Here is a 26,449-nt window from a genome sequence, read left to right on the forward strand (position 1 = left end):
AAGCCGCCATCCGGCAATAATAAATTTCCTCACAGGAAATCACCGTTGTCCAAATGGCAACTCGCGTCACTGAAAAGCTCCCCGTATTCTTAGCGCCACGCTTATTGTGAGGACGCTATGACCCGCTTTCTAATCTGTAGTTTTGCCCTTGTTTTACTCTACCCAGCCGGTATCGACATGTATCTGGTCGGTTTACCCCGTATTGCCGCCGATCTGAACGCCAGCGAGGCGCAGCTGCACATCGCGTTTTCGGTATACCTGGCCGGGATGGCTACCGCAATGCTGTTTGCGGGTAAAGTTGCAGACCAGTCAGGGCGCAAACCGGTGGCGATAGCGGGCGCGGTGATATTCATCATCGCCTCCATGCTTTGCTCACGAGCAACGGACGGGTCGCTGTTCCTGACCGGGCGCTTTATTCAGGGCATCGGGGCGGGGTGCTGTTATGTGGTGGCGTTTGCGATTCTGCGCGACACGCTTGACGATCGCCGCCGGGCAAAGGTGTTATCGCTATTAAACGGAATTACCTGCATTGTGCCGGTATTAGCGCCAGTGTTAGGGCATTTGATTATGCTTAAATTCCCGTGGCAAAGTCTGTTTTACACGATGATAGCGATGGGTATCGCGGTATGCCTGCTCTCGGTGTTTATCCTGAAAGAAACGCGCCCGGCAACATGCTCATCGACCTCGCGCCCTCAGCAAAATGCAGAGTCGCTGCTCAACCGCTTTTTCCTCAGCCGTCTGGCGATCACCACGTTGAGCGTGTCGGTGATCCTCACATTTGTAAACACCTCGCCGGTGTTGCTCATGGAAATGATGGGCTTTGATCGCGGTGAATACGCCACCACAATGGCGCTGACGGCAGGCATCAGCATGGCGGTGTCGTTCTCAACGCCCTTTGCGCTGAGCGTATTTAAACCGCGCACGCTGATGCTCACGTCGCAAGGGCTGTTTCTGGCTGCGGGCATCGTACTCAGCCTCTCATCCTCTCACGCCGTCACGCTCTTTGGCCTGACGCTCATCTGCGCGGGGTTTTCAGTTGGCTTTGGCGTGGCGATGAGCCAGGCATTAGGCCCATTCTCACTGCGTGCTGGCGTCGCAAGCTCTGTACTCGGCATTGCACAGGTCTGCGGGTCATCGCTATGGATATGGCTGGCGGCAGTCATTGGCTTTAACGCCCTGAATATGCTGATCGGGATTCTGATTGGCTGTAGCATGGTCTGTATCCTGTTACTGATGACCATACAGCCCGCAGCGCACTATGAAAAAATCCATCACCAGTCTCGATCTTAATCTGTTGTTATGTTTGCAGCTTCTGATGCAGGAGCGCAGCGTCACCAAAGCGGCGAAGCGGATGAACGTCACGCCCTCGGCGGTGAGTAAATCGTTGTCAAAGCTGCGAACATGGTTTGATGACCCGCTGTTTGTGAACACGCCGCTGGGGCTGACGCCGACGCCGCTGATGGTCAATATGGAACAAAGCCTGGCGGACTGGATGCAGATGAGCAATCAGCTGCTTGATAAACCGCATCACGAATCGCCACGCGGCCTGAAATTTGAACTGGCGGCAGAATCGCCGCTGGTAATGATCATGTTCAATTCTCTGTCGCAGCAGATTTATCAGCGCTATCCGCAGGCCACAATCAAGGTTCGTAACTGGGATTACGACTCGCTGGATGCCATCACACGCGGCGAGGTGGATCTCGGCTTTACCGGAAGGGAGAGCCATCCCCGTTCGCGGGAGCTTCTCAGCCTGCTACCGCTGTCTATCGATTTTGAAGTCCTGTTCAGCGACCTCCCCTGGGTCTGGCTGCGGGAAGATCACCCGGCGCTACAAGAAGAGTGGAATCTGGAAACATTTTTACGCTATCCGCATATCAGCATTTGCTGGGAGCAAAGCGACACCTGGGCGCTGGATGATGTATTGCAGGAGATGGGCCGCAAACGCAATATCGCCTTAAGTTTACCGGGGTTTGAACAATCGCTGTTTATGGCCGCCCAGCCGAACCACTCGCTGCTGGCGACCGCGCCTCTCTACTGCCAGCGTTATAACCAGCTCCACCAGCTCCCGTTGGTCGCGCGTCCTCTCCCTTTTGACGCCGCCCAGCGAGAAAAGCTGATGGTGCCTTTTACCCTCCTTTGGCATAAACGTAACAGCCATAACCCTAAAATTATCTGGTTAAAAGAGACCATCAAAACGCTCTATAGCCACCTCTCCTGACGGTAAATTAACCACGACCGCGTCAGAAATGTAAAAGTCGCGTAAGCGCCGCTGTTTTCGTCGAACTTTTGACCAGTAAAACCTGTCCATAATCTACGTAAATGTTACTCTCGTAATAATCACGGACCATTAATCACGGAGCGAAAAATGGCGACACATTTTGCCAGAGGGATTCTTACGGAGGGACACCTGATTTCAGTCCGTCTGCCTTCTCCATGCCACATCGAAGCCAGAAACCTTCCCGCTCACCGCCGGACACGTTTTTTGGCTTCACGCGGCTTACTCGCTGAACTGATGTTTATGCTCTACGGAACCAGCGAGCTGCCAGAAATTGCTATTCAGGCCAAAGGGAAGCCTGTCTTTCGCGATAAAAATCTGCCTGCGTTCTCCATCTCATATGCCGGGAATATGGTAGGCGTGGCGCTGACAACGGAGGGGGAATGCGGCCTGGATATGGAATTACAGCGAGCCATGCGAGGCTTCCATAGCCCACTCTCAGCCGAGAGCCCGGCGTTCTCCAGCAACGAAAATCTGTGGATCAACAATCAGAGCGATCCCAACGAAGCGCGCGCGCAACTGATCACCTTACGCCAGAGCGTGCTAAAGCTAACCGGTGACGTACTGAATGACGATCCGCGTGAACTCCAACTCCTTCCCGGCGCAGGCCGCCTGAAATGCGCCCACGTTACGCAGGTGGAGGCAATATGCGACGCGGAAGATATTCTGGTCTGGTCGGTGGCGGTTACGCCAGCCATTGAAAAACTGAATGTTTGGGAGTTTGATAGTAAGCAAGGATGGAAAAGCCTGGCCGATATCCAGACCCGGGCGAATGAACCTACCGGTCGCCTGATGCGATTCGCTCAATTATCCACAGCAAAGTCATCTTATACACTTAGCTGATTCGGCCCTGTCCCGGCCGCCATGATGAAAAGGAGTAATCATGTCCGAAACGTTGAATGTTGTTACGTTACTGGGGAGCCTGCGCAAAGGTTCATTTAACGGTATGGTCGCCCGCACGCTGCCGAAAATTGCCCCGGCAGGCATGGAGGTCAGCGCATTACCTTCGATTGGCGATATTCCGCTGTATGACGCTGATGTGCAGCAGGAAGAGGGGTTCCCGGCGAGCGTTGAAGCGCTGGCGGAGCAAATCCGTAAAGCGGACGGCGTCGTCATCGTCACACCGGAATACAACTACTCGGTGCCTGGCGGACTGAAAAACGCGATCGACTGGCTGTCCCGCCTGCCAGAACAGCCGTTAGCCGGGAAACCGGTGCTGATCCAGACCAGCTCAATGGGGGCAATCGGCGGCGCTCGCTGTCAGTATCATCTGCGCCAGATTCTGGTATTCCTTGATGCGATGGTAATGAACAAACCGGAGTTTATGGGCGGCGTGATTCAGAACAAAGTTGACCCGCAAACCGGGGAAGTGGTTGATCAAAGCACGATTGATCATCTTACCGGCCAGCTAACCGCGTTTGGCGATTACATTCAGCGCGTTAAAGCGTGATAACAGCGCGCGCGTAGGACCGCAGGCCGGATAAGGCGTTTGGCCGCCATCCGGCTATCAAATTTGCCTGATGGCGCTACGCTTGTCAGGCCTGGACACCTCGCGCAGCGCCGTATCAGCGGCAATTAGTGCGCGTCGATAAACACAATCTTCAGCACAAACAACAACGCCACAACCACCACGCAAGGGCTCAGCTCACGCAGACGTCCGGTGCCGATTTTCATCACACAGTAAGAGATAAAGCCCAGCGCGATACCTTCGGTAATCGAGAAGCTGAACGGCATCATCACGGCAGTAATAAACGCCGGAACAGACTCGGTAAGGTCCTGCCATTTCACGCGCGCCAGACTGGAAGTCATCAGTACGCCAACATAGATCAGCGCCCCGGCAGCGGCATAACCCGGCACCATTCCCGCCAGCGGCGACAGGAAGATAACCAGCAGGAACAGCAAACCGACAACAACGGCGGTCAGGCCCGTGCGCCCGCCGACGGATACGCCGGATGAGGACTCGATATAGGCAGTAACCGACGAGGTTCCAATAAACGCCCCGGTCACAGAAGAGACGCTATCGACGAACAGCGCCTGCTTCATCCGCGGGAATTTACCTTTCTCATCAGCCAGACCGGCTTTGTCGGTAACGCCAATCAGCGTGCCGGAGGAGTCGAACAGGTTCACCAGCATGAAGGAGAAAATCACGCCAGCCAGACCAATGTTAAACGAGCCCGCCAGATCCACATGCCCGATCACAGAGCTAACGCTTGGCGGCGCAGAGACAATGCCGTTGTAATGCACATCACCCATCATCCAGCCGAGCAGCGTCGTTACAATAATAGAGACCAGCACGGCGGCATGAATGTTACGTGATGCCAGAATAGCGATGATGAAGAAGCCCAGCACGCCGAGCAGTACGCTGTGAGAGGTCAGATTACCGATGCTCACCAGGGTTTCCGGGTTCGCGACGATAACGCCTGCGTTTTTCAGCCCCATCATGCCGATAAACAGGCCGATACCGCTGGTGATGCCCACGCGCAGACTGACCGGAATGTTAGCAATCATCCAGTAACGCACGCGGAAGATGGTCAGCAGCAGCAGGCCGATCGCTCCCCAGAAGATTGCGCCCATACCAACCTGCCAGGACAGCCCCATCGCGCCAACGACCACGAAGGCGAAAAACGCGTTCAGACCCATAGCCGGCGCCAGCGCGACCGGTAAATTAGCAAACAGCCCCATCAGAATGCTGCCGAACGCCGCGATAAGACAGGTGGTAACGAAGACGGCGCTGGTGTCCATGCCAGCAACGCCAAGAATCTGCGGGTTAACAAAAACGATGTAAACCATCGTCAGGAAGGTGGTAAAACCGGCGATCACTTCGGTTCGTGCCGTCGTGCCATGTTCGCGCAGTTTAAACACGCGTTCCAGCATACCCTGACCAGAAGTCTGGGTGGTGTGTTGTTGACTCATTATCTATTTCCGAACAAGGAGGGAAAATTCGTCGCTATCCTATACCAAAATGCGACAATAAGGGCAGTTGTGAGACACTTTTTTCATTGAATTTGCTTATACGGCAACGATTGCGTCGCACAATAAGGCATTACGAAAACGTTAAACTAGCGAGAAAAGAAAGCATGTCCCAGATTCAAGCGGTATTTTTCGACTGCGACGGTACGCTGGTCGACAGTGAAGTCATTTGCTCCCGCGCGTATGTCGCGATGTTCCAGGAATTCGGCATCACGCTCGATCTCGAAGAGGTGTTCAAACGCTTTAAAGGCGTAAAACTCTACGAAATCATCGATATCATTAACGAGGAACAGAGTGTGTCGTTAGCAAAAGCGGATTTAGAACCCGTTTACCGCGCCGAGGTCGCACGCCTGTTCGACTCAGAACTGGAGGTGATCGCAGGGGCGAATGCGCTGCTGGACAGCATGACGGTGCCGATGTGCGTCGTCTCTAACGGCCCGGTCAGCAAAATGCAGCATTCACTGGGCAAGCTGGGCATGTTGCATCATTTTCCAGAAAAATTGTTCAGCGGCTATGACATTCAACGCTGGAAGCCCGATCCGGCTCTGATGTTCCACGCGGCAAAAGCCATGAACGTTAACGTGGAGAATTGCATTCTGGTGGATGATTCCAGTGCCGGCGCCCGGTCGGGAATCGATGCGGGAATGGAGGTGTTCTACTTCTGCGCCGATCCGCACAACAAACCGATCGATCATCCGAAAGTAACGACGTTTACCGATCTGGCACAGTTGCCGGGATTGTGGAAGGCGCGGGGTTGGAATATCGTCGATTAAACCGTAGGCCTGATAAGCAAAGCGCCATCAGGCGAATGGCGCAGAATGCCGGATGCGGCGTAACGCCTTATCCGGCCTACAATAGCGACGCCGGGGGATCCCGGCGAACGCAACAAGCCGCTTATTCCTTCGGATCTTTCCCCGCCAGCAGTTTATCCAGCTCGTCACCGCCGACGTGGCGGAAATCCTGTCCCTTCACGAAGTAGAAGATGTACTCGCAGATATTCTGGCAACGGTCGCCGATGCGCTCAATGGAGCGTGCGCAGAACAGCGCGGTCAGCACGCTTGGAATGGTGCGCGAATCTTCCATCATGTAGGTCATCAGCTGACGCACGATACCTTCGTATTCCTGGTCAACTTTCTTGTCTTCACGGTAGATACGCACCGCTTCGTCAATATCCATTCGCGCGAACGCGTCCAGCACGTCATGCAGCATCTGTACGGTGTGACGCCCCAGCGACTCCAGGCTCACCAGCAGCGGCTGGTGCTGGTGGGAGAATTTCTCCAGCGCGGTACGACAAATTTTGTCCGCCACGTCGCCAATGCGCTCCAGTTCAGCGATGGTTTTGATGATCGCCATCACCAGGCGCAGGTCGCTCGCTGTCGGCTGGCGTTTGGCAATGATGCGCACGCACGCTTCATCGATCGCCACTTCCATCATGTTGACGTGCTTATCGCCGTCAATAACGCGTTTCGCCAGTTCGCTATCCTGATTATGCATCGCGGTGATCGCATCAGAAAGCTGTTGCTCCACCATGCCGCCCATGGTCATCACCTGGGTGCGGATGCTTTCCAGTTCTGCGTTGAACTGGCCGGAAATGTGTTTGTTAAGGTTTAGGTTGTCCATGGTTAGCTCCAAATCAACCGTAGCGGCCAGTAATATAATCTTCGGTTTGCTTTTTAGCGGGCTTAGTGAACAGATCGTCCGTGTTGCTGAACTCAATCAACTCGCCCAGATACATAAACGCCGTGTGGTCGGAACAACGCGCAGCCTGCTGCATGTTGTGCGTCACGATCACCACGGTGTAGTCCTGCTTCAGCTCAGTGATCAGCTCTTCAATACGCCCGGTGGAAATCGGGTCCAGCGCTGAACACGGCTCATCCAACAGCAGAACTTCCGGGCGAATGGCGATACCACGCGCAATGCACAGACGCTGCTGCTGACCACCCGAGAGAGAGTACCCGCTCTGGTGCAATTTATCTTTGGTTTCGTTCCATAATGCGGCTTTGGTCAACGCCCACTGAACGCGTTCGTCCATATCGGCGCGAGACAGTTTCTCAAACAGGCGCACGCCAAAAGCGATGTTGTCATAGATAGACATCGGGAACGGCGTCGGCTTCTGGAACACCATCCCCACTTTGGCACGCAGCAGAGCGATATCCTGGGTGTTGGTGAGAATATTATCGCCATCCAACAGGATCTCGCCTTCCGCGCGCTGCTCTGGATACAACGAATACATTTTGTTAAAGGTACGCAGCAGTGTGGATTTACCACAGCCAGACGGCCCAATAAACGCCGTGACCTGGTTCTTCGCGATATCCAGGTTGATATCCTTCAGGGCATGGAATTTGCCGTAGTAGAAGTTCAAATCACGAACCTGAATCTTACCCGGAGCAGTATCAACCATACTCATTTCAATCTCTTCCTCATTCGGCGTCGCCGTTGGCCGCGCCGTAAAAAATTAACCGCTGTTCACATCTGTAGGCCAGATAAGACGTTTACGCCGCCATCCGGCACCTGAAATTAACCGTGTTTACTCTTCGCAAAAATGATGCGCGCCAGAATATTCAGCAACAATACGCACAGGGTAATGATCAACACCCCAGCCCAGGCCAGTTGCTGCCACTCCGCGAACGGACTCATCGCAAATTTAAAGATAGTGACCGGCAGGTTAGCGATAGGCTGCATCATGTCGGTGCTCCAGAACTGGTTAGAAAGCGCAGTAAAGAGCAGCGGCGCGGTTTCACCCGCAATACGGGCAACCGCCAGCAGTACGCCGGTGATGATCCCGGAAATCGAGGCTTTCAGGGTAATCGCCGAGATCATTTTCCATTTCGGCGTCCCCAGCGCATAGGCCGCTTCACGCAGGCTATCCGGCACCAGTTTCAGCATGTTCTCTGTGGTACGAATGACGATAGGCACCTGTAGCAGCGCCAGCGCAATCACGCCCGCCCAACCGGAGAAGTGCTCCATTTGCGCCACCACGATGGTGTAAACAAACAGACCGACCACGATAGACGGCGCGGAAAGCAGGATGTCGTTAATGAAACGGATCACTTCCGCAAGCCAGGATTTACGGCCATATTCCGCCAGGTAGATCCCCGCCATGATGCCAAGCGGCGTACCAAATACCGTCGCCCACAAAATTAACAGTCCGCTCCCCGCCAGGGCGTTCGCCAGACCACCGCCAGCGGTATTCGGCGGCGGCGTCATTTCGGTAAACAGCGCCAGCGACATGCCGTCGAAACCACGCGTAATGGTGGACATCAGGATCCAGATGAGCCAGAACAGCCCAAACGCCATCGTCGCCATTGAGAGCGTCAATGCGATGCGGTTTCTCGTGCGGCGCTTAGCCTGCATTTTACGGCGGGATTCCGCCAGTTCTGCGGTCGTTTGCATTTCAAGCGTAGCCATTAGCGTGCCCCCTCATTCTTCGCCAGACGCATAATCATCAGCTTAGAAATCGCCAGCACAATGAAGGTAATCACAAACAGAATCAGACCCAGTTCCATCAACGCGGCAACGTGCAGACCAGACTCCGCTTCGGCAAATTCGTTCGCCAGCGCAGAGGTGATACTGTTGCCCGGCATGTACAGCGAAACGCTGTCGAGCTGGTAGGTGTTACCGATGATAAAGGTCACCGCCATGGTTTCACCCAGCGCACGACCCAGTCCCAGCATAACGCCGCCAATCACCCCATTTTTGGTGAACGGAAGGACGATACGCCAGATAACTTCCCAGGTGGTGCAGCCGATGCCGTAGGCCGACTCTTTCATCATCACCGGGGTTTGTTCGAAGACATCGCGCATAACTGCCGCGATGTAAGGAATGATCATAATGGCGAGAATAACGCCCGCCGCCAGAATACCGATACCAAATGCCGGGCCGGAGAACAGTGCGCCAACAAACGGAATGTTGGAAAGAATATTCCCGACCGGTTCCTGGAACCAGGTGGCAAACAGCGGCGCGAAGATAAACAGACCCCACATGCCGTAGACGATACTGGGGATAGCCGCCAGCAGTTCGATGGCGATGCCCAGCGGGCGACGCAGCCAGCCCGGCGCCAGTTCCGTCAGAAACAGGGCAATACCGAAGCTCACCGGAACGGCGATCAGCAGAGCGATAAACGAGGTAACCAGCGTGCCATAAATGGGAACCAGCGCGCCGTAGATATCGTTTGGCGCATCCCACTCTTTAGTCCACAGGAACGAGAAGCCAAACTTCTCAATGCTTGGCCAGGAGGAGATAATCAGCGAGACAATAATGCCACCCAACATCAATAGCACAATCAGCGCAGCCAGTTTTACCAGCGCGCTGAATATCATGTCACCCTTTTTACCCGGCGGGTTAAAAGCAGGCTTGGTTGCAGCCATAAATTACTCTTTCCATTAAACGCGTTTACGAAGTTGCCCATGCCGGATGGCGCTACGCTTATCCGGCCTACAAATCGGGCCTACAGTCGGAACTGTAGGGCGGATAAGCGTAGCGCCATCCGCCAGTTCGTTAAAGATATTCTATTAGTACAGCGCTTTACCGCTGCTGTCCTTCACATTGGTCTTCCATGCTGCACGAACCTGCTCAACAACGCTGTCCGGCAGGCTGGCGTAATCCAGGTCATTCGCCTGTTTGCCGCCATTTTTGTATGCCCAGTCGAAGAACTTCAGCACTTCAGCGCCCTGCTCAGGTTTCTTCTGCTCTTTGTGGACCAGGATGAAGGTGGTGGAAGTGATTGGCCACGCATCGTCACCTTGCTGGTTCGTCAGATCCTGAGCGAAAGAGGTGCTCCAGTCAGCGCCTTTCGCGGCGTTAGCAAAGCTCTCTTCGGTCGGGCTTACTGGTTTACCATCCGCTGAAATCAGTTTGGTGTAAGCCAGGTTGTTCTGCTTCGCATAAGCGTATTCAACATAGCCGATAGAGCCCGGCAGACGCTGTACGAATGCGGCGATACCGTCGTTACCTTTACCGCCCAGACCGGTCGGCCAGTTAACGGTAGAGCCAGCGCCGACTTTAGATTTCCACTCTTCGTTCACTTTCGCCAGGTAGCTGGTGAAAACGAAAGAAGTGCCGGAACCATCTGCACGACGCACAACGGCGATGTTCTGAGAAGGCAGTTTCAGACCCGGATTCAGTTTGGTGATGGCTTCATCATCCCACTTCTTAATTTTACCCAGGTAGATGTCACCCAGGGTTTTCCCATCCAGCACCAGTTCGCCAGACTTCAGACCCGGGATATTCACCGCCAGCACTACGCCGCCAATGACGGTCGGGAACTGGAACAGACCTTCCTGCTCCAGTTTTTCGTCAGACAGCGGAGCGTCGGATGCACCGAAATCAACGGTGTTAGCCGTAATTTGTTTTACACCACCGGAGGAGCCGATACCCTGGTAGTTTACTTTGCTACCGGTCTCTTTCTGATAGGTATCAGCCCATTTGGCATACACCGGCGCAGGGAAAGTTGCACCTGCACCTGTCAGGCTCGCTGCTGCGAAAGCAGAGAACGCGCTCATGGATAAGGTCGCGGCGACAACAGTTGCGACAGTGGTACGCATGACTTTCATAATGTCTCCTGCAAGATTTTCGTAAATCATTGTTAAGTGGCTACGATGAGCAAAATAGGACAAACAGGTGACAGTTAAATGTACGAAATATGACAGTTTTATGACAACGAAAACTGATGAAATAAATCACAGAAAAAATAATTTATAAACAATCAGTTAATTCACTTCATGACAATGCGATTTCATGAAAATTTTCTTTTTATGACACTGAAAACAGTAGCTGAAGATGACGGTTTGTCACATTAAAACGACGGGAGAATTGATTAAAAACAGAACAGCGCAGAAAAAATGCCCCGCTTTCGCAGGGCATCGTCACGATTACTCAACGGTAACAGATTTCGCCAGGTTACGCGGCTGGTCCACATCGGTGCCTTTGATCAGCGCAACGTGATACGCCAGCAGTTGCAGTGGAACGGTGTAGAAGATCGGTGCAATCACCTCTTCCACATGCGGCATCTCAATGATGTGCATGTTGTCGCTGCTGACAAAACCGGCATCCTGGTCGGCGAAGACGTACAGCTGGCCGCCACGGGCGCGGACTTCTTCGATGTTGGATTTCAGTTTTTCCAGCAGTTCGTTGTTCGGCGCCACCACGATAACCGGCATATCTGCGTCGATCAGCGCCAGCGGGCCGTGTTTCAGCTCACCTGCCGCATACGCTTCTGCGTGAATATAAGAGATCTCTTTCAGCTTCAGCGCGCCTTCCAGCGCGATCGGATACTGATCGCCACGGCCCAGGAACAGGGCATGGTGTTTGTCAGAGAAATCTTCCGCCAGCGCTTCGATACGTTTGTCCTGAGACAGCATCTGTTCGATACGGCTCGGCAGCGCCTGCAAACCGTGAACGATGTCGTGCTCGATAGACGCATCCAGACCTTTCAGACGCGCCAGCTTCGCCACCAGCATCAGCAGAACGGTCAGCTGAGTGGTAAACGCTTTGGTGGAGGCCACGCCGATTTCCGTCCCGGCGTTGGTCATCATCGCCAGATCGGATTCACGCACCAGGGAAGAACCCGGAACGTTACAGATGGCGAGAGAACCCAGATAGCCCAGCTCTTTCGACAGGCGCAGACCGGCAAGGGTATCCGCCGTTTCGCCAGACTGAGACAGGGTGATCATCAGGCTGTTACGACGTACGGCAGATTTGCGATAGCGGAATTCAGAGGCGATTTCGACGTCGCACGGAATACCGGCCAGCGATTCAAACCAGTAGCGAGAGACCATACCGGAGTTATACGACGTGCCGCAGGCGATAATCTGAATATGTTCAACCTGAGACAGCAGTTCGTTCGCTTTTGGCCCCAGCTCGCTTAAATCCACTTCACCGTGGCTGATACGCCCGGTCAGCGTATTTTTAATCGCATTCGGCTGTTCGTAGATCTCTTTCTGCATGTAGTGACGGTAAATACCTTTATCGCCCGCGTCATATTGCAGACTGGATTCGATATCCTGACGTTTCACTTCCGCGCCGGATTTATCGAAAATGGAGACCGAACGACGGGTCACTTCCGCAATATCGCCTTCTTCCAGGAAGATGAAGCGACGGGTTACCGGCAGCAGCGCCAGCTGGTCGGAAGCGATAAAGTTTTCGCCCATACCCAGACCGATAACCAGCGGGCTGCCAGAGCGCGCCGCCAGCAGCGTATCCGGGTGACGGGTATCCATGATTACCGTGCCGTACGCGCCGCGCAGTTGCGGAATCGCACGCATAACCGCTTCACGCAGCGTCCCGCCCTGTTCCAGCTCCCAGTGCACTAAGTGAGCAATCACTTCGGTGTCGGTCTCAGAAACGAAGGTATAACCACGCGCTTTCAGTTCTTCACGCAGTGGTTCATGGTTTTCGATGATGCCGTTATGCACCACCACAATGTGGTCAGAAACATGCGGATGCGCGTTTGCTTCCGAAGGTTCACCGTGGGTCGCCCAGCGGGTGTGAGCAATACCGGTGCCGCCATGCAGAGGATGATCTTCCGCTGCCTGGGCCAGCATCTGTACTTTACCAAGGCGACGCAGACGGGTCATGTGACCTTCCGCATCAACCACGGCCAGACCGGCAGAGTCATAACCACGGTATTCCAGACGACGTAAACCTTCGAGAAGGATTTCAGCTACATCACGTTGCGCGATAGCGCCAACAATTCCACACATAGTATTTAATTCCGATTTTGGCATTAAGCCTGTCGTTGTCGCCGACCTGTATACCCGTATTCCGGGCGCCCCGAGCCTTGTAGAGAGTGGGGTTATTTTTATAGGTACTGCTTTTGGGCGAGCGATATATCTTTATCGCCTCATCCCTCATCTGCCGGATGGCGCTTACGCTTATCCGGCCTACAGAACGTCATCGAACGTAGGTCGGATAAGGCAAAGCCGCCATCCGGCAAAAAGACTTACTTCTTCTTCACCGGACGCTGCCAGCCCTGCTTATGCACCTGCGGCACGCGGCTTAACACCAGTTCGTTATCCGCAACGTCGCGGGTAACGGTTGTGCCGGCGGCGATGGTCGCACCTTTACCCACAGTAACTGGCGCCACCAGCTGAGTATCAGAACCGACAAACACATCATCGCCAATAATCGTTTTGAATTTATTTGCGCCATCGTAGTTGCAGGTAATGGTGCCCGCGCCAATATTCACGTTGTCGCCAATTTCCGCATCACCCAGATAGCTCAGGTGGCCCGCTTTCGAACCTTTCCCCAGACGCGCTTTTTTCATTTCAACGAAGTTGCCGACATGAGCGCCTTCCCGCAGTTCCGCACCAGGGCGCAGACGGGCAAACGGACCAATAGTACAGGCCGCTTCCAGGTGCGCATCTTCCACCACGCTGTACGGGCTGATGTCACAGTCATCGCCAATTACACTGTTTTTAATAACGCAACCCGCGCCAATCTTCACGCGGTGACCCAGCGTGACGTTGCCTTTGATGATAACGTTAGTATCAATTTCAACATCGCGCCCGTGGGTGAGAGCGCCGCGCAGGTCAAAACGCGCGGGATCGCGCAGCATCACACCGGCCAGCAGCAGCTTTTCAGCCTGCTCGGACTGATAAACGCGTTCCAGACGAGAGAGTTGCAGACGGTTGTTTACGCCTTCCACTTCGCTTAAACGATCCGGGTGTACAGCAGCGATTTCGCGGCCTTCCTGATATGCCAGCGCAATGATGTCGGTAATGTAATATTCACCCTGAGCATTATTGTTAGTCAGTTTCGCCAGCCAGCGCTTCATGTCCGCACCATTAGCGATCAGGATACCGGTATTGATTTCCTGGATCTGACGCTGTTCGTCGGTGGCATCTTTATGCTCAACGATGCCGGTCACTTTACCGTTCTCACGCGTAATACGACCGTAACCGCTCGGATCGTCCAGCTTCACGGTTAACAAACCAATGCCGCCCTGCGGTTTGGCGTCACGCAGACGCTGTAAGGTTTCCACAGAGATCAGCGGCACATCGCCATAGAGCATTAAAATGTCTTCGTCATCGCTAAAGAACGGCGCCGCCTGCTGCATCGCATGACCCGTTCCCAGTTGCTCTGCCTGCAAAACCCAGTTCAGGTTGTCATTTTTAAGGGTGTTTTTAAGCAGATCGCCGCCGTGGCCATAGACCAGATGCACCTGAGATGCGCCTAATTCATTAGCGGCATCAATGACATGCTGAACCATCGCTTTTCCCGCAAGGGTATGCAGCACTTTAGGAAGATCGGAATACATACGCGTGCCTTTGCCTGCGGCAAGGATCACTACGCTCATAGCACTATTCAACATACGCGTCCTGACTGTAATTTGAGAACGAATTTATACCGTTTCACATTGAAAATACTACATTTTTTTCATCGTGAAATGGGCAGAAGAGAAAACGCTCAACGCGGGGTTTTCACCGCTTGTTAATGGGATATTTTCGTTCATCACCCTGCCTTTTGTCTTCATAAAAGTCAGACTTACCTTTCATTAAAGGCTTAGGTTAATGTTTTTGCTATTTTTTTGACCCATGAATAAAGATGAGACAGCACGGAATAACATTCAGGCAAAAAAAAACCAGCCTGATTTCAGACTGGTTTTTATGCTTTCAAGCCGGTGTTACATCGCTTTTTTGGTCAACTCGATAACGCGCAGTTTGGCGATCGCTTTGGCCAGTTCCGCAGATGCCTGAGCGTAATCCACGTCACCATGAGAGCTCTTAATGCGCTCTTCAGCCTTACGTTTCGCTTCCAGAGCTCGCGCTTCGTCGAGATCCTGGCCGCGAATCGCGGTATCAGCCAGTACGGTCACACTGCCAGGCTGCACTTCAAGAATGCCGCCAGACAGGTAGATAAACTCTTCATGACCGAACTGTTTAACGATGCGGATCATACCAGGCTTAATGGCGGTGAGCAGCGGCGCGTGGCCCGGGTAAATACCCAGTTCACCTTCACTACCCGTTACCTGGATTTTTTCGACCAGACCAGAGAACATTTGTTGCTCTGCGCTGACGACGTCCAGGTGGTAAGTCATTGCCATATCACCCTCCGATTAAGGCGTTAAAGTTTTTTGGCTTTTTCCACGGCTTCGTCGATGGAACCGACCATGTAGAACGCCTGCTCCGGCAGGTGATCGTATTCGCCTTCCATGATGCCTTTAAAGCCACGGATGGTGTCTTTCAGGGAGACGTATTTACCCGGAGAACCGGTAAATACTTCTGCCACGAAGAACGGCTGGGACAGGAAGCGCTGGATCTTACGTGCGCGAGCTACCACCAGTTTGTCTTCTTCAGACAGTTCATCCATACCCAGGATGGCGATGATGTCTTTCAGTTCCTGGTAACGTTGCAGGATAGACTGTACGCCACGCGCGGTGTCGTAGTGCTCCTGACCAACAACCAGCGGGTCCAGCTGACGGCTGGTGGAATCCAGCGGGTCAACGGCCGGGTAGATACCCAGAGACGCAATCTGACGGCTCAGTACCACGGTTGCGTCAAGGTGCGCAAAGGTGGTGGCTGGAGACGGGTCAGTCAAGTCATCCGCAGGTACGTATACCGCCTGTACGGAGGTGATAGAACCGGTTTTGGTGGAGGTGATACGTTCCTGCAAAACACCCATCTCTTCCGCCAGGGTCGGCTGGTAACCTACCGCTGAAGGCATACGACCCAGCAGTGCGGATACTTCCGTACCGGCCAGGGTGTAACGGTAGATGTTGTCGACGAACAGCAGAACGTCACGACCTTCGTCACGGAATTTCTCCGCCATGGTCAGGCCGGTCAGCGCAACGCGCAGACGGTTTCCCGGCGGCTCGTTCATCTGGCCGTAAACCAGGGATACTTTGTCGATAACGTTGGAGTCGGTCATTTCGTGGTAGAAGTCGTTACCCTCACGAGTACGTTCACCTACGCCCGCAAACACGGAGTAACCGGAGTGTTCGATCGCGATGTTACGGATCAGCTCCATCATGTTTACGGTTTTACCTACACCCGCACCACCGAACAGACCCACTTTACCGCCCTTCGCGAACGGACACATCAGGTCGATAACTTTGATACCGGTTTCCAGCAGTTCCTGAGAGTTTGACAACTCTTCGTAGGACGGTGCCGCACGGTGGATAGCCCAACGCTCTTCTTCACCGATCTCGCCTTTCATGTCTACTGGTTCGCCCAGTACGTTCATGATACGACCCAGCGTTGCTTTACCTACCGGGACTTCGATCGGGTGCTCAAGGTCTTTCACATCCAGACCACGACGCAGGCCGTCGGAAGAACCCATGGCGATGGTACGTACGATACCGCCACCGAGCTGCTGCTGAACTTCCAGCACCAGATGTTCATTACCATTCTGCACCTCAAGGGCGTCGTACACGCGCGGTACGGCATCCTGAGGGAACTCGACGTCAACTACGGCGCCGATTACCTGGACAATTTTTCCAGTAGCCATCTTGAATCCTCTACGAATTAACCTGGTTATACCGCGGATGCACCACCGACGATTTCGGTGAGTTCCTGAGTAATGCTGGCCTGACGAGCTTTGTTGTATACCAACTGCAACTCTTTAATCAGGCTACCGCCATTGTCGGTCGCGGCTTTCATCGCCACCATACGTGCGGCCTGCTCGCTGGCCAGGTTTTCTACCACGCCCTGATAAACCTGAGATTCCACATAGCGACGCAGGAGGGTATCCAGCAGCGCTTTCGGATCGGGTTCGTACAGGTAATCCCAGGTTTTACGTTTCAGTTCATCATCTTCTGAAGCCGGTAACGGCAGCAGCTGAGTGATAGTCGGAACCTGAGACATGGTGTTAATAAATTTGTTGCTGACAATGTAAAGCTTGTCCAGACGGCCTTCATCATAGGCCTGCAACATCACTTTTACCGGGCCGATCAGTTCGGACAGGGATGGGTTATCCCCCATACCCGTCACCTGGGCGACAACATTGCCACCTACGGAACTAAAGAAAGACACGCCTTTAGAGCCGATCATTGCGAGGTCGCACTGAACGCCTTTATCGGACCATGCTTTCATATCCGCCAGCAGTTTCTTGAACAGGTTAATGTTCAAGCCACCGCACAGACCACGGTCGGTCGACACCACCAGGTAGCCCACGCGCTTAACGTCGCGTTCTTCCAGATAGGGGTGCTTATATTCCAGATTACCGTTCGCAAGGTGACCAATCACTTTGCGCATGGTATCTGCATAAGGACGGCTGGCCGCCATGCGATCCTGCGATTTACGCATTTTGGAAGCGGCGACCATCTCCATCGCTTTAGTGATCTTTTGCGTGTTCTGGACGCTTGCGATCTTACTACGTATCTCTTTTGCGCCGGCCATGAGCTTCTCCTCAATGCCTTGCGGCCTGCCTTAAGGCAGGCCACCAGACGTTACCAGGACTGGGTTGCTTTGAAGGAATCGAGGATGCCTTTCAGCTTGCCTTCGATTTCGTCGTTATAGCCACCGGACTGGTTGATCTCTTGCATCAACGGAGCGTGATCACGGTCGACGTAAGCCAGCAGAGCGGCTTCGAAGCTACCGATTTTCGCCAGTTCTACATCCGCCAGATAACCACGTTCTGCCGCGAACAGAACCAGAGACTGCTGCGCAACGGACATCGGCGCATACTGTTTCTGTTTCAGCAGTTCAGTCACTTTCTGACCGTGGTCAAGCTGTTTACGGGTTGCATCGTCAAGGTCAGATGCAAACTGGGAGAACGCCGCCAGTTCACGATACTGCGCCAGCGCGGTACGGATACCACCGGACAGTTTCTTCATGATCTTGGTCTGCGCTGCACCACCAACACGGGATACGGAGATACCCGGGTTAACCGCAGGACGAATACCAGAGTTAAACAGGTTGGTTTCCAGGAAGATCTGACCATCGGTAATAGAAATTACGTTGGTCGGAACGAACGCAGAAACGTCACCCGCCTGGGTTTCGATAATCGGCAGCGCAGTCAGAGAACCGGTTTTCCCTTTCACTTCACCTTTAGTGAAGGCTTCAACGTATTCAACGTTAACACGCGCAGCACGCTCCAGCAGACGAGAGTGGAGGTAGAATACGTCGCCCGGGAATGCTTCACGTCCTGGCGGACGACGGAGCAGCAGGGAGATCTGACGATAAGCAACAGCCTGTTTGGACAGGTCATCGTAGATGATCAGCGCATCTTCGCCGCGATCGCGGAAGTATTCGCCCATTGCGCAACCGGCATACGGCGCCAGGTATTGCAGTGCAGCAGATTCAGATGCGGTTGCAACCACAACGATGGTATTTTGCAGCGCGCCGTGTTCTTCCAGCTTACGAACCACGTTAGAGATGGTGGACGCTTTCTGGCCGATAGCCACGTAGACGCACTTGATGCCGGAATCACGCTGGTTGATGATGGCGTCGATTGCCAGAGCGGTTTTACCGGTCTGACGGTCACCGATGATCAATTCACGCTGACCACGACCGATTGGGATCATGGAGTCAACGGCTTTATAACCCGTCTGAACAGGCTGATCAACGGACTGACGTTCGATTACGCCCGGCGCGATAGCTTCAACAGCAGAGAAGCCGTCGTGCTCAACCGGACCTTTACCGTCGATTGGCGCGCCCAGGGTGTTAACCACACGGCCCAGCAGGCCACGGCCAACCGGAACTTCCAGGATACGGCCAGTACATTTAACCTTCATGCCTTCGGCAAGGTCAGCGTACGGACCCATCACAACCGCACCTACAGAGTCGCGCTCCAGGTTCAGTGCGATAGCGTAACGGTTACCCGGCAGGGAGATCATTTCACCCTGCATACAATCGGCCAGGCCGTGAATGCGGATAACACCGTCACTTACAGAAACAATAGTACCTTCGTTGTGAGCTTCACTCACAACATTGAACTGAGCAATGCGCTGCTTGATCAGTTCGCTGATTTCGGTGGAATTCAGTTGCATGCTCCAGTCCCCTTAAGACTGCAAGACGTCTGCAAGGCGTTCAAGACGGCCGCGTACGCTGCCATCAATGACCATATCACCCGCTCGGATGATAACGCCTGCCATTACAGACTTATCGATTTTGCAATTCAGCTTAACTTTGCGTGACAGACGTTTTTCCATCGCAGCGCTAATTTTCGCAAGCTGTTCTTCACTCAATGCGGTGGCGGAAGTTACCTCAACTTCAGAGGTGGACTCACTCGCGGCGCGCAGGTGAATAAACTGCTCCAGAACATCCGGGAGCGCGTTCAGACGATTATTTTCAGCCATCACCCGAATCAGGTTCTGACCGTTTTCGTCCAGCTGCTCACCGCAGACTGCGATAAACGACTCAGCGAGCGTTTCCGGCGCCAGCGCGCCAGAGAGAAGCTCTGCCATTTGTTCGTTCTTGGTTACCTCGGCGGCAAACGCCAGCATGTCCTGCCAGCGCTCTACACTTTGGTGTTCGACGGCAAAGTCAAAAGCTGCTTTGGCGTAGGGGCGAGCTACCGTAACAAATTCAGACATCAGCCCCTCCCTCCTTACAGTTCAGCGACAAGTTTGTCCACGATGTCGCTGTTAGCAGCTTCATCCACGGAACGTTCGATGATCTTCTCGGCGCCAGCAACAGCCAGGATAGCAACTTGCTTACGCAGCTCTTCACGGGCACGTTTACGCTCGGCGTCAATTTCCGCCTGCGCCTGGGCCACGATTTTAGTACGTTCCTGCTCTGCTTCAGTTTTGGCTTCATCCAGGATCTGAGCGCGACGTTTGTTCGCCTGCTCAATGATTACCTGAGCTTCCGCCTTCGCTTTTTTCAGCTGGTCGGTCGCGCTGGCCTTTGCAAGGTCAAGGTCCTTATGTGCTCGTTCTGCGGAAGCAAGACCGTCAGCAATTTCTTTTTGACGTTTTTCGATGGCAGCCATTAACGGCGGCCATACGTACTTCATGCAGAACAGAACGAACAGGACAAACGCGATGGCCTGGCCGAGGATTGTTGCGTTAAGATTCACAGCACAATGCCTCTATCTAGTTAACGTTCTGATATTGCTCTTAATTCAAGCAACGCTTACTACGCGACAGCGAACATCACGTACAGACCCAGACCTACAGCGATCATCGGGATAGCATCCACCAGACCCATAACGATAAAGAACTGAGTACGCAGCAGAGGAATCAGATCAGGTTGACGCGCTGCGCCTTCCAGGAATTTACCCCCGAGGATGCCGATACCGATCGCAGCACCGATTGCCGCCAGACCCATCATCACAGCGGCAGCCATGTACAGCAGATCCATATTCAGGTTTTCCATGACAGTCTCCAGTTTGTTTCAGTTAAAACGTAGTAGTGTTGGTAAAATTAATGCTCTTCAGACGCCATCGACAGATAGACAATCGTCAGAACCATGAAGATGAAGGCTTGCAGCGTAATGATCAGGATGTGGAAAATGGCCCACGGCACATTCAGAATCCACTGTGACCACCACGGCAACAGACCAGCAATCAGAATGAAAATCAGCTCACCGGCATACATGTTGCCGAACAGTCGCAGACCGAGTGATACCGGTTTGGACAGCAGACTTACCCCTTCAAGGATTAAGTTGACAGGGATGAACGCCCAGTGATTGAACGGCTGTAGCGTCAACTCTTTCGTGAAGCCGCCGATGCCTTTCATTTTGATGCTGTAGAACAGAATGAGGATAAATACGCCCAGCGCCATCGACAGGGTGATGTTCACGTCAGCGGACGGAACGACACGCAGTGCCGGCAGACCGAAGATATGCTCACCGATATACGGCAGCAGATCGATAGGCAGTAAGTCCATCAGGTTCATCAGGAATACCCAGACGAAGATCGTCAGGGCCAGCGGCGCAATCAGCTTGCTTTTGCCATGGTACATGTCTTTCACGCTACCATGCACAAAGCCGATGACCAGCTCAATCGCGGTCTGAAATTTACCTGGTACGCCGCTGGTCGCCTTTTTGGCTACGCTGCGGAACATAAGCAGGAACAACAGACCCAGCACCACCGAGAAGAACATGGAGTCAATATTGAGCGTCCAGAAGGTGGCTGGGGGGTTATGCGGATCCACCAGCGAGAATGTACGCAGGTCCAACTGAAGGTTGTTCAGATGGTGTCCTATGTAATCCTGCGGCGTCATATTTTCTGAAGCCATGATGCCTTTTACCCTTTGTTGTTAATTACAGCCGGCGCCAGTATCTGAACCACCAGCACCAAAACCCACGTAACGATCAGCGGCAAAAATACCGCCTTAAAAACCGCCAACGCCACCACCAGTAGAACCAGCATCGCTAACACCTTGAAGGCTTCGCCGAAGGCGAATGACCAGGCCACGCGGCCTTTCGCAGGTGTATGCGCCTGGTGACGCCAGGCAAATATCATAAACAACATGTTAGGCAGCAACACTGCCAGGCCTCCGCATAAGGCGGAAGCGCCCCAGAAGGGGTCTTTGAGGCTAAACAGCAATCCACTTGCTATTACCGCCAGAAGCTGAATGAACAGAAGCTTACGAGCAACGTTTCGACTCAAGAGCGACACAGACATCACGTTTTTACTCCTGCTCCCTTCGAGGTATGCCGCGTGTCGTATAAAACGTTCTTTAAGGCTTAGAGTCAAGCATCAAAAAGCGGTCAAATTATACGGTGCGCCCTCGTGATTTCAAACAATAAGTAGCTAAAAGGTGAATAAATGTTTAAATATTTTTCCCTGGTGCACATTTATCACTTTTCATCAAACTGTGAACGATCATGCAAAACTGCAAATGGCGCGTAAATACTGGTGATAAAGCGTGCTTCGGATCACATATTGAGCATATTCGCCCCGGCAGTATTTATTTACTTGGCAAATGATGCCTTTTCATCTTTCTGATATTTAAGCCTAAAATCACTCACTATTTAAAAAACACCCGGTTACAAGCTAAAAACCATTCATTGACATTTATAATAAAAATTCAACATACCTGAGTGATTCTTAGGTTCAATTTTTAGCAACCTGATATTTTCAATGTTGATTAATTCATTTTTTAATAAAAAGAGCTACGTTGTAGCAATGATACAAAACGGTGAACTCATGGTTAACAGTAACAAGGTATAACTATTCGTTACCTCGCGATTGTTAACACGCGAGCGCCCGTTTTTTTTCTATTTTTTTTGATAAAAATTAAATTTTGTTTGGCTTAATGACCACCAAATGACGTTCGCCTTCCAGCTGTGGGACACGCAGTTTAACCACGGACTCGACGCTGAACGCCGCAGGCAGCGAGGCGATTTCCTCTTCCGGCAACTGACCCTTTAACGCATAAAAGCGGCCATTTTCCCCCGGCAGGTGGCGACACCAGCTCAACATGTCATCGAGAGAGGCGAATGCACGGCTGATCACGCCATCAAACGGCGGCTCAGAAGGGAACTCTTCAACGCGGCTCTGCACTGGCGTAATATTTTCCAGCTTGAGTTCGTGCTGAACCTGGCGCAGAAAGCGTACCCGCTTGCCCAGGCTATCCAGCAGCGTGAAATGCGATTCAGGACGGACAATGGAGAGCGGGATCCCCGGCAGCCCCGGTCCCGTACCGACGTCAATAAAACGCTCCCCTTGCAGGTGCGGCGCCACAACGATGCTGTCCAGAATATGGCGTACCAGCATCTCGTTAGGATCCCGCACTGACGTCAGGTTGTAGGCTTTGTTCCATTTGTGCAGCATATCGACATACGCAATCAGCTGATTTTTCTGGTGATCGGTAAGCGAAATGCCTGCTTCATCCAGCAGACGGGAGAGTTTGTTAAGCACGGTCGTTACCTGTTAATAATCAAATGCCCGATGCGCTTTCGCTTATCGGGCCTACAAATTTGTAGGGCGGGCAAGCGAAGCGCCCCCGCCAAATTAGTGTTATCAAGCGCTGCGACGCAGCATTCCCTGTTTCTTCAGCCACACCAGCAAAATTGAAATCGCCGCGGGCGTAACGCCGGAAATGCGCGACGCCTGACCGATAGAGACCGGTTTGTGATCGTTCAGCTTGGCGATAACTTCATTTGACAGACCAGAAACCTGGCGATAATCCAGCGTTGCAGGCAGCAATGCGTTCTCGTTACGCAGCTGTTTTTCGATCTCATCCTGCTGACGGGCGATATAGCCTTCGTATTTTACCTGAATCTCAACCTGTTCAGCGGCCTGCGCATCATCAAGACCCGGAGCGAACGGCGTCAGCGAAGTCAGCTGCGCGTAGGTCATTTCCGGGCGACGCAGCAGATCTTCGCCGCTGGCTTCACGCGACAGCGGCGCAGTCAGGTGAGCGTTCACTTCGCCGGCCGATTCCGCCGACGGCGTTACCCAGGTGGATTTCAGACGCTGACGTTCGCGTTCGATATTCTCCAGTTTCTCGTTGAAGCGCGCCCAGCGCTCATCATCCACCAGGCCCAGCTCGCGGCCCATTTCCGTCAGACGCAGGTCGGCGTTATCTTCACGCAACATCAGGCGGTATTCCGCGCGGGAGGTAAACATGCGGTACGGTTCTTTGGTGCCCAGCGTGCAAAGATCGTCCACCAGCACGCCGAGGTAAGCCTGAGAACGCGCAGGCGCCCAGCCTTCTTTGTCCGCAGACAGACGGGCGGCGTTCAGACCAGCGAGCAAACCTTGCGCGGCCGCTTCTTCGTAACCTGTCGTCCCGTTGATTTGCCCGGCGAAGAACAATCCCTGGATAAATTTGCTCTCCAGCGTTGGTTTCAGGTCGCGCGGATCGAAGAAATCGTACTCAATGGCATAACCTGGACGCACAATTTTCGCGTTTTCCATCCCCTGCATTGAGCGGACGATCTGCATCTGCACATCGAACGGCAGGCTGGTGGAGATACCGTTCGGGTAAATTTCGTTAGAGGTCAGTCCTTCCGGTTCCAGGAAGATCTGATGCTGGTTGCGATCGGCAAAGCGCATGACTTTATCTTCGATCGACGGGCAGTAACGCGGGCCGATCCCTTCGATCACACCGGCATACATCGGGCTGCGATCGAGGTTGTTGCGGATCACATCATGGGTTTTTTCGTTGGTATGCGTGATGTAGCACGGCACCTGCTGCGGATGCTGGGACGCATTGCCCATGAACGAGAACACAGGCATCGGGTTATCGCCGTGCTGCTGCGCCAGTACGCTGAAATCAATGGTGCGCGCATCAATACGCGGCGGCGTACCGGTTTTCAGGCGGCTGACGCGCAGCGGAAGTTCACGCAGGCGACGAGACAGTGGAATGGATGGCGGATCGCCAGCACGGCCGCCGCTGTAGTTATCCAGACCAATATGAATTTTGCCGTCAAGGAAAGTCCCGACGGTGAGAACCACCGCTTTAGCCCGGAATTTCAGGCCCATCTGGGTAACTGCGCCCACGACGCGATCGTTTTCAACAATCAGATCTTCAACCGCCTGCTGGAAGATCATCAGGTTCGGCTGATTCTCCAGCGCAGTACGCACCGCCTGACGATATAGCACGCGATCCGCCTGTGCGCGAGTCGCACGAACGGCCGGACCTTTGCTTGCGTTTAGTATCCTAAACTGGATACCCGCCTGGTCGATCGCTTTCGCCATCAGCCCGCCGAGCGCATCCACTTCTTTTACCAGGTGTCCCTTCCCAATACCGCCAATGGCCGGGTTGCAGCTCATTTGCCCCAGCGTGTCGATATTGTGTGTCAAAAGCAGGGTCTGTTGTCCCATACGCGCTGCGGCCATTGCGGCCTCAGTGCCTGCATGACCCCCGCCAATGATGATGACGTCAAAAGGATCCGGATAAAACATGGTAATTGCCTCGCATACGGCGGTGTGAAAGTGGATTGAAGCCCGGGTCGTGGATTCTACTCAACTTTAGTCGCTGGAGAAAGTCCCGGGATCCTGGGTATTAAAAAGAAGATCTTTTTATTTAGAGATCTGTTTTATTGTGATCTCTTATTAGGATCGCGATTGTCTGTGGATAACCAGGATCTGCTGAATAAGATCAACAAGTTGTTGAGGATCATTAGCTGTGAATGATCGGTGATCCTGGCCCGTATAAGCTGGGATCAGAATGAAGGGTTATGCACAACTCAAAAACTGAACACCGGTTGTTCTTTGGATAACTACTGGTTGATCCAAGCTTCTTACCAGAGTTATCCACACTCGATCGCACGATCTTTACACTATTTTGAGTAAATTAATCCAGGATCCCAGCCAAACCTCTGCCGGATCTTCAGGAATATCGTGTTCAAGGATGTTGATCTTGAGGGTTTCCCCGATCGATTTTGCGCCTGATGTCTTGAGCGCGGCCTCTATTTTATCGATGGCGCCGCAGAATGTGTCATATTCACGACTTCCGATGCCGATGGCGCCGAAACGAACCTGAGAAAGATCGGGGTTCTGCGACTGAAGCGCTTCATAGAAAGGAGCAAGGTTATCCGGGATATCGCCCGCGCCATGCGTGGAGCTGATAACCAGCCAGGTTCCTGACGCTGACAGATCCTCTAATAGCGGACCGTGCAAGGTTTCGGTTGAAAAACCTGCATCTTCCAGCTTTTCAGCCAGATGTTCTGCAACATATTCGGCACCGCCAAGGGTGCTGCCGCTGATAAGAGTAATGTCTGCCATACGAGCCCATCCTTATAAAGAGGGGCTATTGTACGCTGTGAGCGAGCTGGGATCTACCTGTGGAAAAATGTGGGATTAAAAAAGCCGATCACGGCCGGATAGTACGCATGATCGGGTTTTGCAGGGAGATCAATGTCTCGGTGGACTGAATTTCATCAATTGTTTGGATCTTGTTGATAAGTACCTGTTGCAGGGCGTCGATGGATCGGCACATAACCTTAATAAAGATGCTGTAGTGGCCGGTGGTGTAATACGCTTCGGTCACTTCGTCCAGGCTTTCGAGCTTCGCCAGCGCGGATGGGTAGTCTTTCGCGCTTTTTAAAATAATGCCGATAAAACAGCAGACGTCGTATCCGAGCTGTTTTGGACTGACGTCAATCCGCGCGCCGGTAATGATCCCCGCCTGCTTCATTTTTTCTACGCGAACGTGAATCGTCCCCGGGCTGACGCTAAATTGTTTGGCCAGTTCAGCGTATGCCGTACGCGCATTTGCCATTAACGCTTCCAGGATGCCGCGATCCAGATTGTCGATCTGATAATTTTCCATAGGTTTTTCTTATGTAGATTAGTGATTCACTCTATTTTAGCGTCTTATTTTATCGAATCAAAAGTGAAGTCGGCTTTTTGTTTGTGGATTATTGA

The 26,449-nt window shown here is 53.1% G+C and carries 26 protein-coding genes; 5 read left to right on the plus strand and 21 right to left on the minus strand.

Going from position 1 to position 26,449, the window contains the following annotated elements:
* The first annotated feature begins 117 nt into the window (after positions 1 to 117).
* From OGX80_RS07465 to OGX80_RS07480, 4 genes are all read left to right on the plus strand, one after another.
* Positions 118 to 1,290 (plus strand): MFS transporter, encoded by a 1,173-nt coding sequence (locus tag OGX80_RS07465; RefSeq protein ID WP_012000813.1) that lies wholly within the window; start codon positions 118 to 120, stop codon positions 1,288 to 1,290.
* Entirely contained in the window at positions 1,259 to 2,218 is a 960-nt protein-coding gene (gene yidZ / locus OGX80_RS07470; RefSeq protein WP_012000814.1) for an HTH-type transcriptional regulator YidZ, read from the plus strand. The genes OGX80_RS07465 and yidZ overlap by 32 nt, the downstream gene beginning before the upstream one ends.
* Before the next feature lie 147 nt (positions 2,219 to 2,365).
* Positions 2,366 to 3,118: a 4'-phosphopantetheinyl transferase family protein gene (locus tag OGX80_RS07475; RefSeq protein ID WP_024130084.1), complete on the plus strand. Its 753-nt coding sequence runs from the start codon at positions 2,366 to 2,368 to the stop codon at positions 3,116 to 3,118.
* Positions 3,119 to 3,158: 40 nt separating this feature from the next.
* Entirely contained in the window at positions 3,159 to 3,725 is a 567-nt protein-coding gene (locus tag OGX80_RS07480; RefSeq protein WP_012000816.1) for an NADPH-dependent FMN reductase, read from the plus strand.
* Positions 3,726 to 3,850: 125 nt separating this feature from the next.
* Here OGX80_RS07480 and adeP read toward each other — a convergent pair whose 3' ends face one another.
* The gene (gene adeP, locus OGX80_RS07485) at positions 3,851 to 5,188 is read right to left on the minus strand and encodes an adenine permease AdeP (protein WP_012000818.1); all 1,338 of its coding nucleotides are present in this window, start codon (positions 5,186 to 5,188) and stop codon (positions 3,851 to 3,853) included.
* Positions 5,189 to 5,352: 164 nt separating this feature from the next.
* On the opposite strand from adeP, the gene yieH reads away from it, so the two are divergent.
* The gene (gene yieH, locus OGX80_RS07490) at positions 5,353 to 6,018 is read left to right on the plus strand and encodes a 6-phosphogluconate phosphatase (protein WP_115182297.1); all 666 of its coding nucleotides are present in this window, start codon (positions 5,353 to 5,355) and stop codon (positions 6,016 to 6,018) included.
* 121 nt (positions 6,019 to 6,139) lie between these two features.
* Here yieH and phoU read toward each other — a convergent pair whose 3' ends face one another.
* The 20 genes from phoU to asnC all read right to left on the minus strand — a co-directional run bounded on the left by phoU (position 6,140) and on the right by asnC (position 26,354).
* On the minus strand, positions 6,140 to 6,865 hold the full coding sequence (gene phoU, locus OGX80_RS07495) for a phosphate signaling complex protein PhoU (protein WP_012000820.1): 726 nt from the start codon (positions 6,863 to 6,865) through the stop codon (positions 6,140 to 6,142).
* A 13-nt stretch (positions 6,866 to 6,878) separates the two neighbouring features.
* Positions 6,879 to 7,652, minus strand: a complete 774-nt coding sequence (pstB, locus tag OGX80_RS07500) for a phosphate ABC transporter ATP-binding protein PstB (protein ID WP_012000821.1) — start codon at positions 7,650 to 7,652, stop codon at positions 6,879 to 6,881.
* 110 nt (positions 7,653 to 7,762) lie between these two features.
* Positions 7,763 to 8,653, minus strand: a complete 891-nt coding sequence (gene pstA, locus OGX80_RS07505) for a phosphate ABC transporter permease PstA (RefSeq protein WP_012000822.1) — start codon at positions 8,651 to 8,653, stop codon at positions 7,763 to 7,765.
* The gene (gene pstC / locus OGX80_RS07510; protein ID WP_012000823.1) at positions 8,653 to 9,612 is read right to left on the minus strand and encodes a phosphate ABC transporter permease PstC; all 960 of its coding nucleotides are present in this window, start codon (positions 9,610 to 9,612) and stop codon (positions 8,653 to 8,655) included. The genes pstA and pstC overlap by 1 nt, the downstream gene beginning before the upstream one ends.
* A 144-nt stretch (positions 9,613 to 9,756) precedes the next feature.
* Positions 9,757 to 10,797 carry a phosphate ABC transporter substrate-binding protein PstS gene (pstS, locus tag OGX80_RS07515; RefSeq protein WP_024130085.1) on the minus strand — a complete coding sequence of 347 codons (1,041 nt, stop codon included), beginning with the start codon at positions 10,795 to 10,797 and terminating at the stop codon, positions 9,757 to 9,759.
* 318 nt (positions 10,798 to 11,115) lie between these two features.
* Positions 11,116 to 12,945 carry a glutamine--fructose-6-phosphate transaminase (isomerizing) gene (glmS, locus tag OGX80_RS07520; protein WP_115182296.1) on the minus strand — a complete coding sequence of 610 codons (1,830 nt, stop codon included), beginning with the start codon at positions 12,943 to 12,945 and terminating at the stop codon, positions 11,116 to 11,118.
* A gap of 239 nt (positions 12,946 to 13,184) precedes the next feature.
* The gene (gene glmU, locus OGX80_RS07525) at positions 13,185 to 14,555 is read right to left on the minus strand and encodes a bifunctional UDP-N-acetylglucosamine diphosphorylase/glucosamine-1-phosphate N-acetyltransferase GlmU (RefSeq protein ID WP_115182295.1); all 1,371 of its coding nucleotides are present in this window, start codon (positions 14,553 to 14,555) and stop codon (positions 13,185 to 13,187) included.
* Positions 14,556 to 14,867: 312 nt separating this feature from the next.
* Positions 14,868 to 15,287 (minus strand): F0F1 ATP synthase subunit epsilon, encoded by a 420-nt coding sequence (locus tag OGX80_RS07530; RefSeq protein ID WP_012000828.1) that lies wholly within the window; start codon positions 15,285 to 15,287, stop codon positions 14,868 to 14,870.
* A gap of 20 nt (positions 15,288 to 15,307) precedes the next feature.
* Complete coding sequence (gene atpD / locus OGX80_RS07535; protein WP_012000829.1) at positions 15,308 to 16,690, minus strand: F0F1 ATP synthase subunit beta; 1,383 nt, start codon at positions 16,688 to 16,690, stop codon at positions 15,308 to 15,310.
* A 26-nt stretch (positions 16,691 to 16,716) separates the two neighbouring features.
* Positions 16,717 to 17,580 carry a F0F1 ATP synthase subunit gamma gene (atpG, locus tag OGX80_RS07540; protein WP_047460091.1) on the minus strand — a complete coding sequence of 288 codons (864 nt, stop codon included), beginning with the start codon at positions 17,578 to 17,580 and terminating at the stop codon, positions 16,717 to 16,719.
* A 50-nt stretch (positions 17,581 to 17,630) separates the two neighbouring features.
* Positions 17,631 to 19,172 carry a F0F1 ATP synthase subunit alpha gene (gene atpA / locus OGX80_RS07545; RefSeq protein WP_012000831.1) on the minus strand — a complete coding sequence of 514 codons (1,542 nt, stop codon included), beginning with the start codon at positions 19,170 to 19,172 and terminating at the stop codon, positions 17,631 to 17,633.
* Positions 19,173 to 19,184: 12 nt separating this feature from the next.
* Positions 19,185 to 19,718, minus strand: coding sequence for a F0F1 ATP synthase subunit delta (gene atpH / locus OGX80_RS07550; protein ID WP_012000833.1), 534 nt, complete (start codon positions 19,716 to 19,718; stop codon positions 19,185 to 19,187).
* Positions 19,719 to 19,732: 14 nt separating this feature from the next.
* Positions 19,733 to 20,203, minus strand: a complete 471-nt coding sequence (gene atpF / locus OGX80_RS07555; protein ID WP_003827022.1) for a F0F1 ATP synthase subunit B — start codon at positions 20,201 to 20,203, stop codon at positions 19,733 to 19,735.
* 59 nt (positions 20,204 to 20,262) lie between these two features.
* Positions 20,263 to 20,502, minus strand: a complete 240-nt coding sequence (gene atpE, locus OGX80_RS07560; RefSeq protein WP_000429386.1) for a F0F1 ATP synthase subunit C — start codon at positions 20,500 to 20,502, stop codon at positions 20,263 to 20,265.
* 47 nt (positions 20,503 to 20,549) lie between these two features.
* Positions 20,550 to 21,365, minus strand: coding sequence for a F0F1 ATP synthase subunit A (gene atpB, locus OGX80_RS07565; protein ID WP_047460083.1), 816 nt, complete (start codon positions 21,363 to 21,365; stop codon positions 20,550 to 20,552).
* Between the two features lie 8 nt (positions 21,366 to 21,373).
* Positions 21,374 to 21,754, minus strand: coding sequence for a F0F1 ATP synthase subunit I (gene atpI / locus OGX80_RS07570; protein ID WP_012131096.1), 381 nt, complete (start codon positions 21,752 to 21,754; stop codon positions 21,374 to 21,376).
* Between the two features lie 615 nt (positions 21,755 to 22,369).
* Positions 22,370 to 22,993 carry a 16S rRNA (guanine(527)-N(7))-methyltransferase RsmG gene (gene rsmG, locus OGX80_RS07575; protein ID WP_047460080.1) on the minus strand — a complete coding sequence of 208 codons (624 nt, stop codon included), beginning with the start codon at positions 22,991 to 22,993 and terminating at the stop codon, positions 22,370 to 22,372.
* A 102-nt stretch (positions 22,994 to 23,095) separates the two neighbouring features.
* The gene (gene mnmG / locus OGX80_RS07580; protein ID WP_114848146.1) at positions 23,096 to 24,985 is read right to left on the minus strand and encodes a tRNA uridine-5-carboxymethylaminomethyl(34) synthesis enzyme MnmG; all 1,890 of its coding nucleotides are present in this window, start codon (positions 24,983 to 24,985) and stop codon (positions 23,096 to 23,098) included.
* Between the two features lie 372 nt (positions 24,986 to 25,357).
* Positions 25,358 to 25,807 (minus strand): FMN-binding protein MioC, encoded by a 450-nt coding sequence (mioC, locus tag OGX80_RS07585; protein WP_115182294.1) that lies wholly within the window; start codon positions 25,805 to 25,807, stop codon positions 25,358 to 25,360.
* Between the two features lie 88 nt (positions 25,808 to 25,895).
* Positions 25,896 to 26,354: a transcriptional regulator AsnC gene (gene asnC, locus OGX80_RS07590; RefSeq protein ID WP_012131100.1), complete on the minus strand. Its 459-nt coding sequence runs from the start codon at positions 26,352 to 26,354 to the stop codon at positions 25,896 to 25,898.
* Between the last annotated feature and the right edge of the window lie 95 nt (positions 26,355 to 26,449).

Origin of the sequence: Citrobacter sp. CK194, assembly GCF_030333395.1 — a bacterium.
Classification (GTDB): Bacteria; Pseudomonadota; Gammaproteobacteria; order Enterobacterales; family Enterobacteriaceae; genus Citrobacter_B; species Citrobacter_B koseri.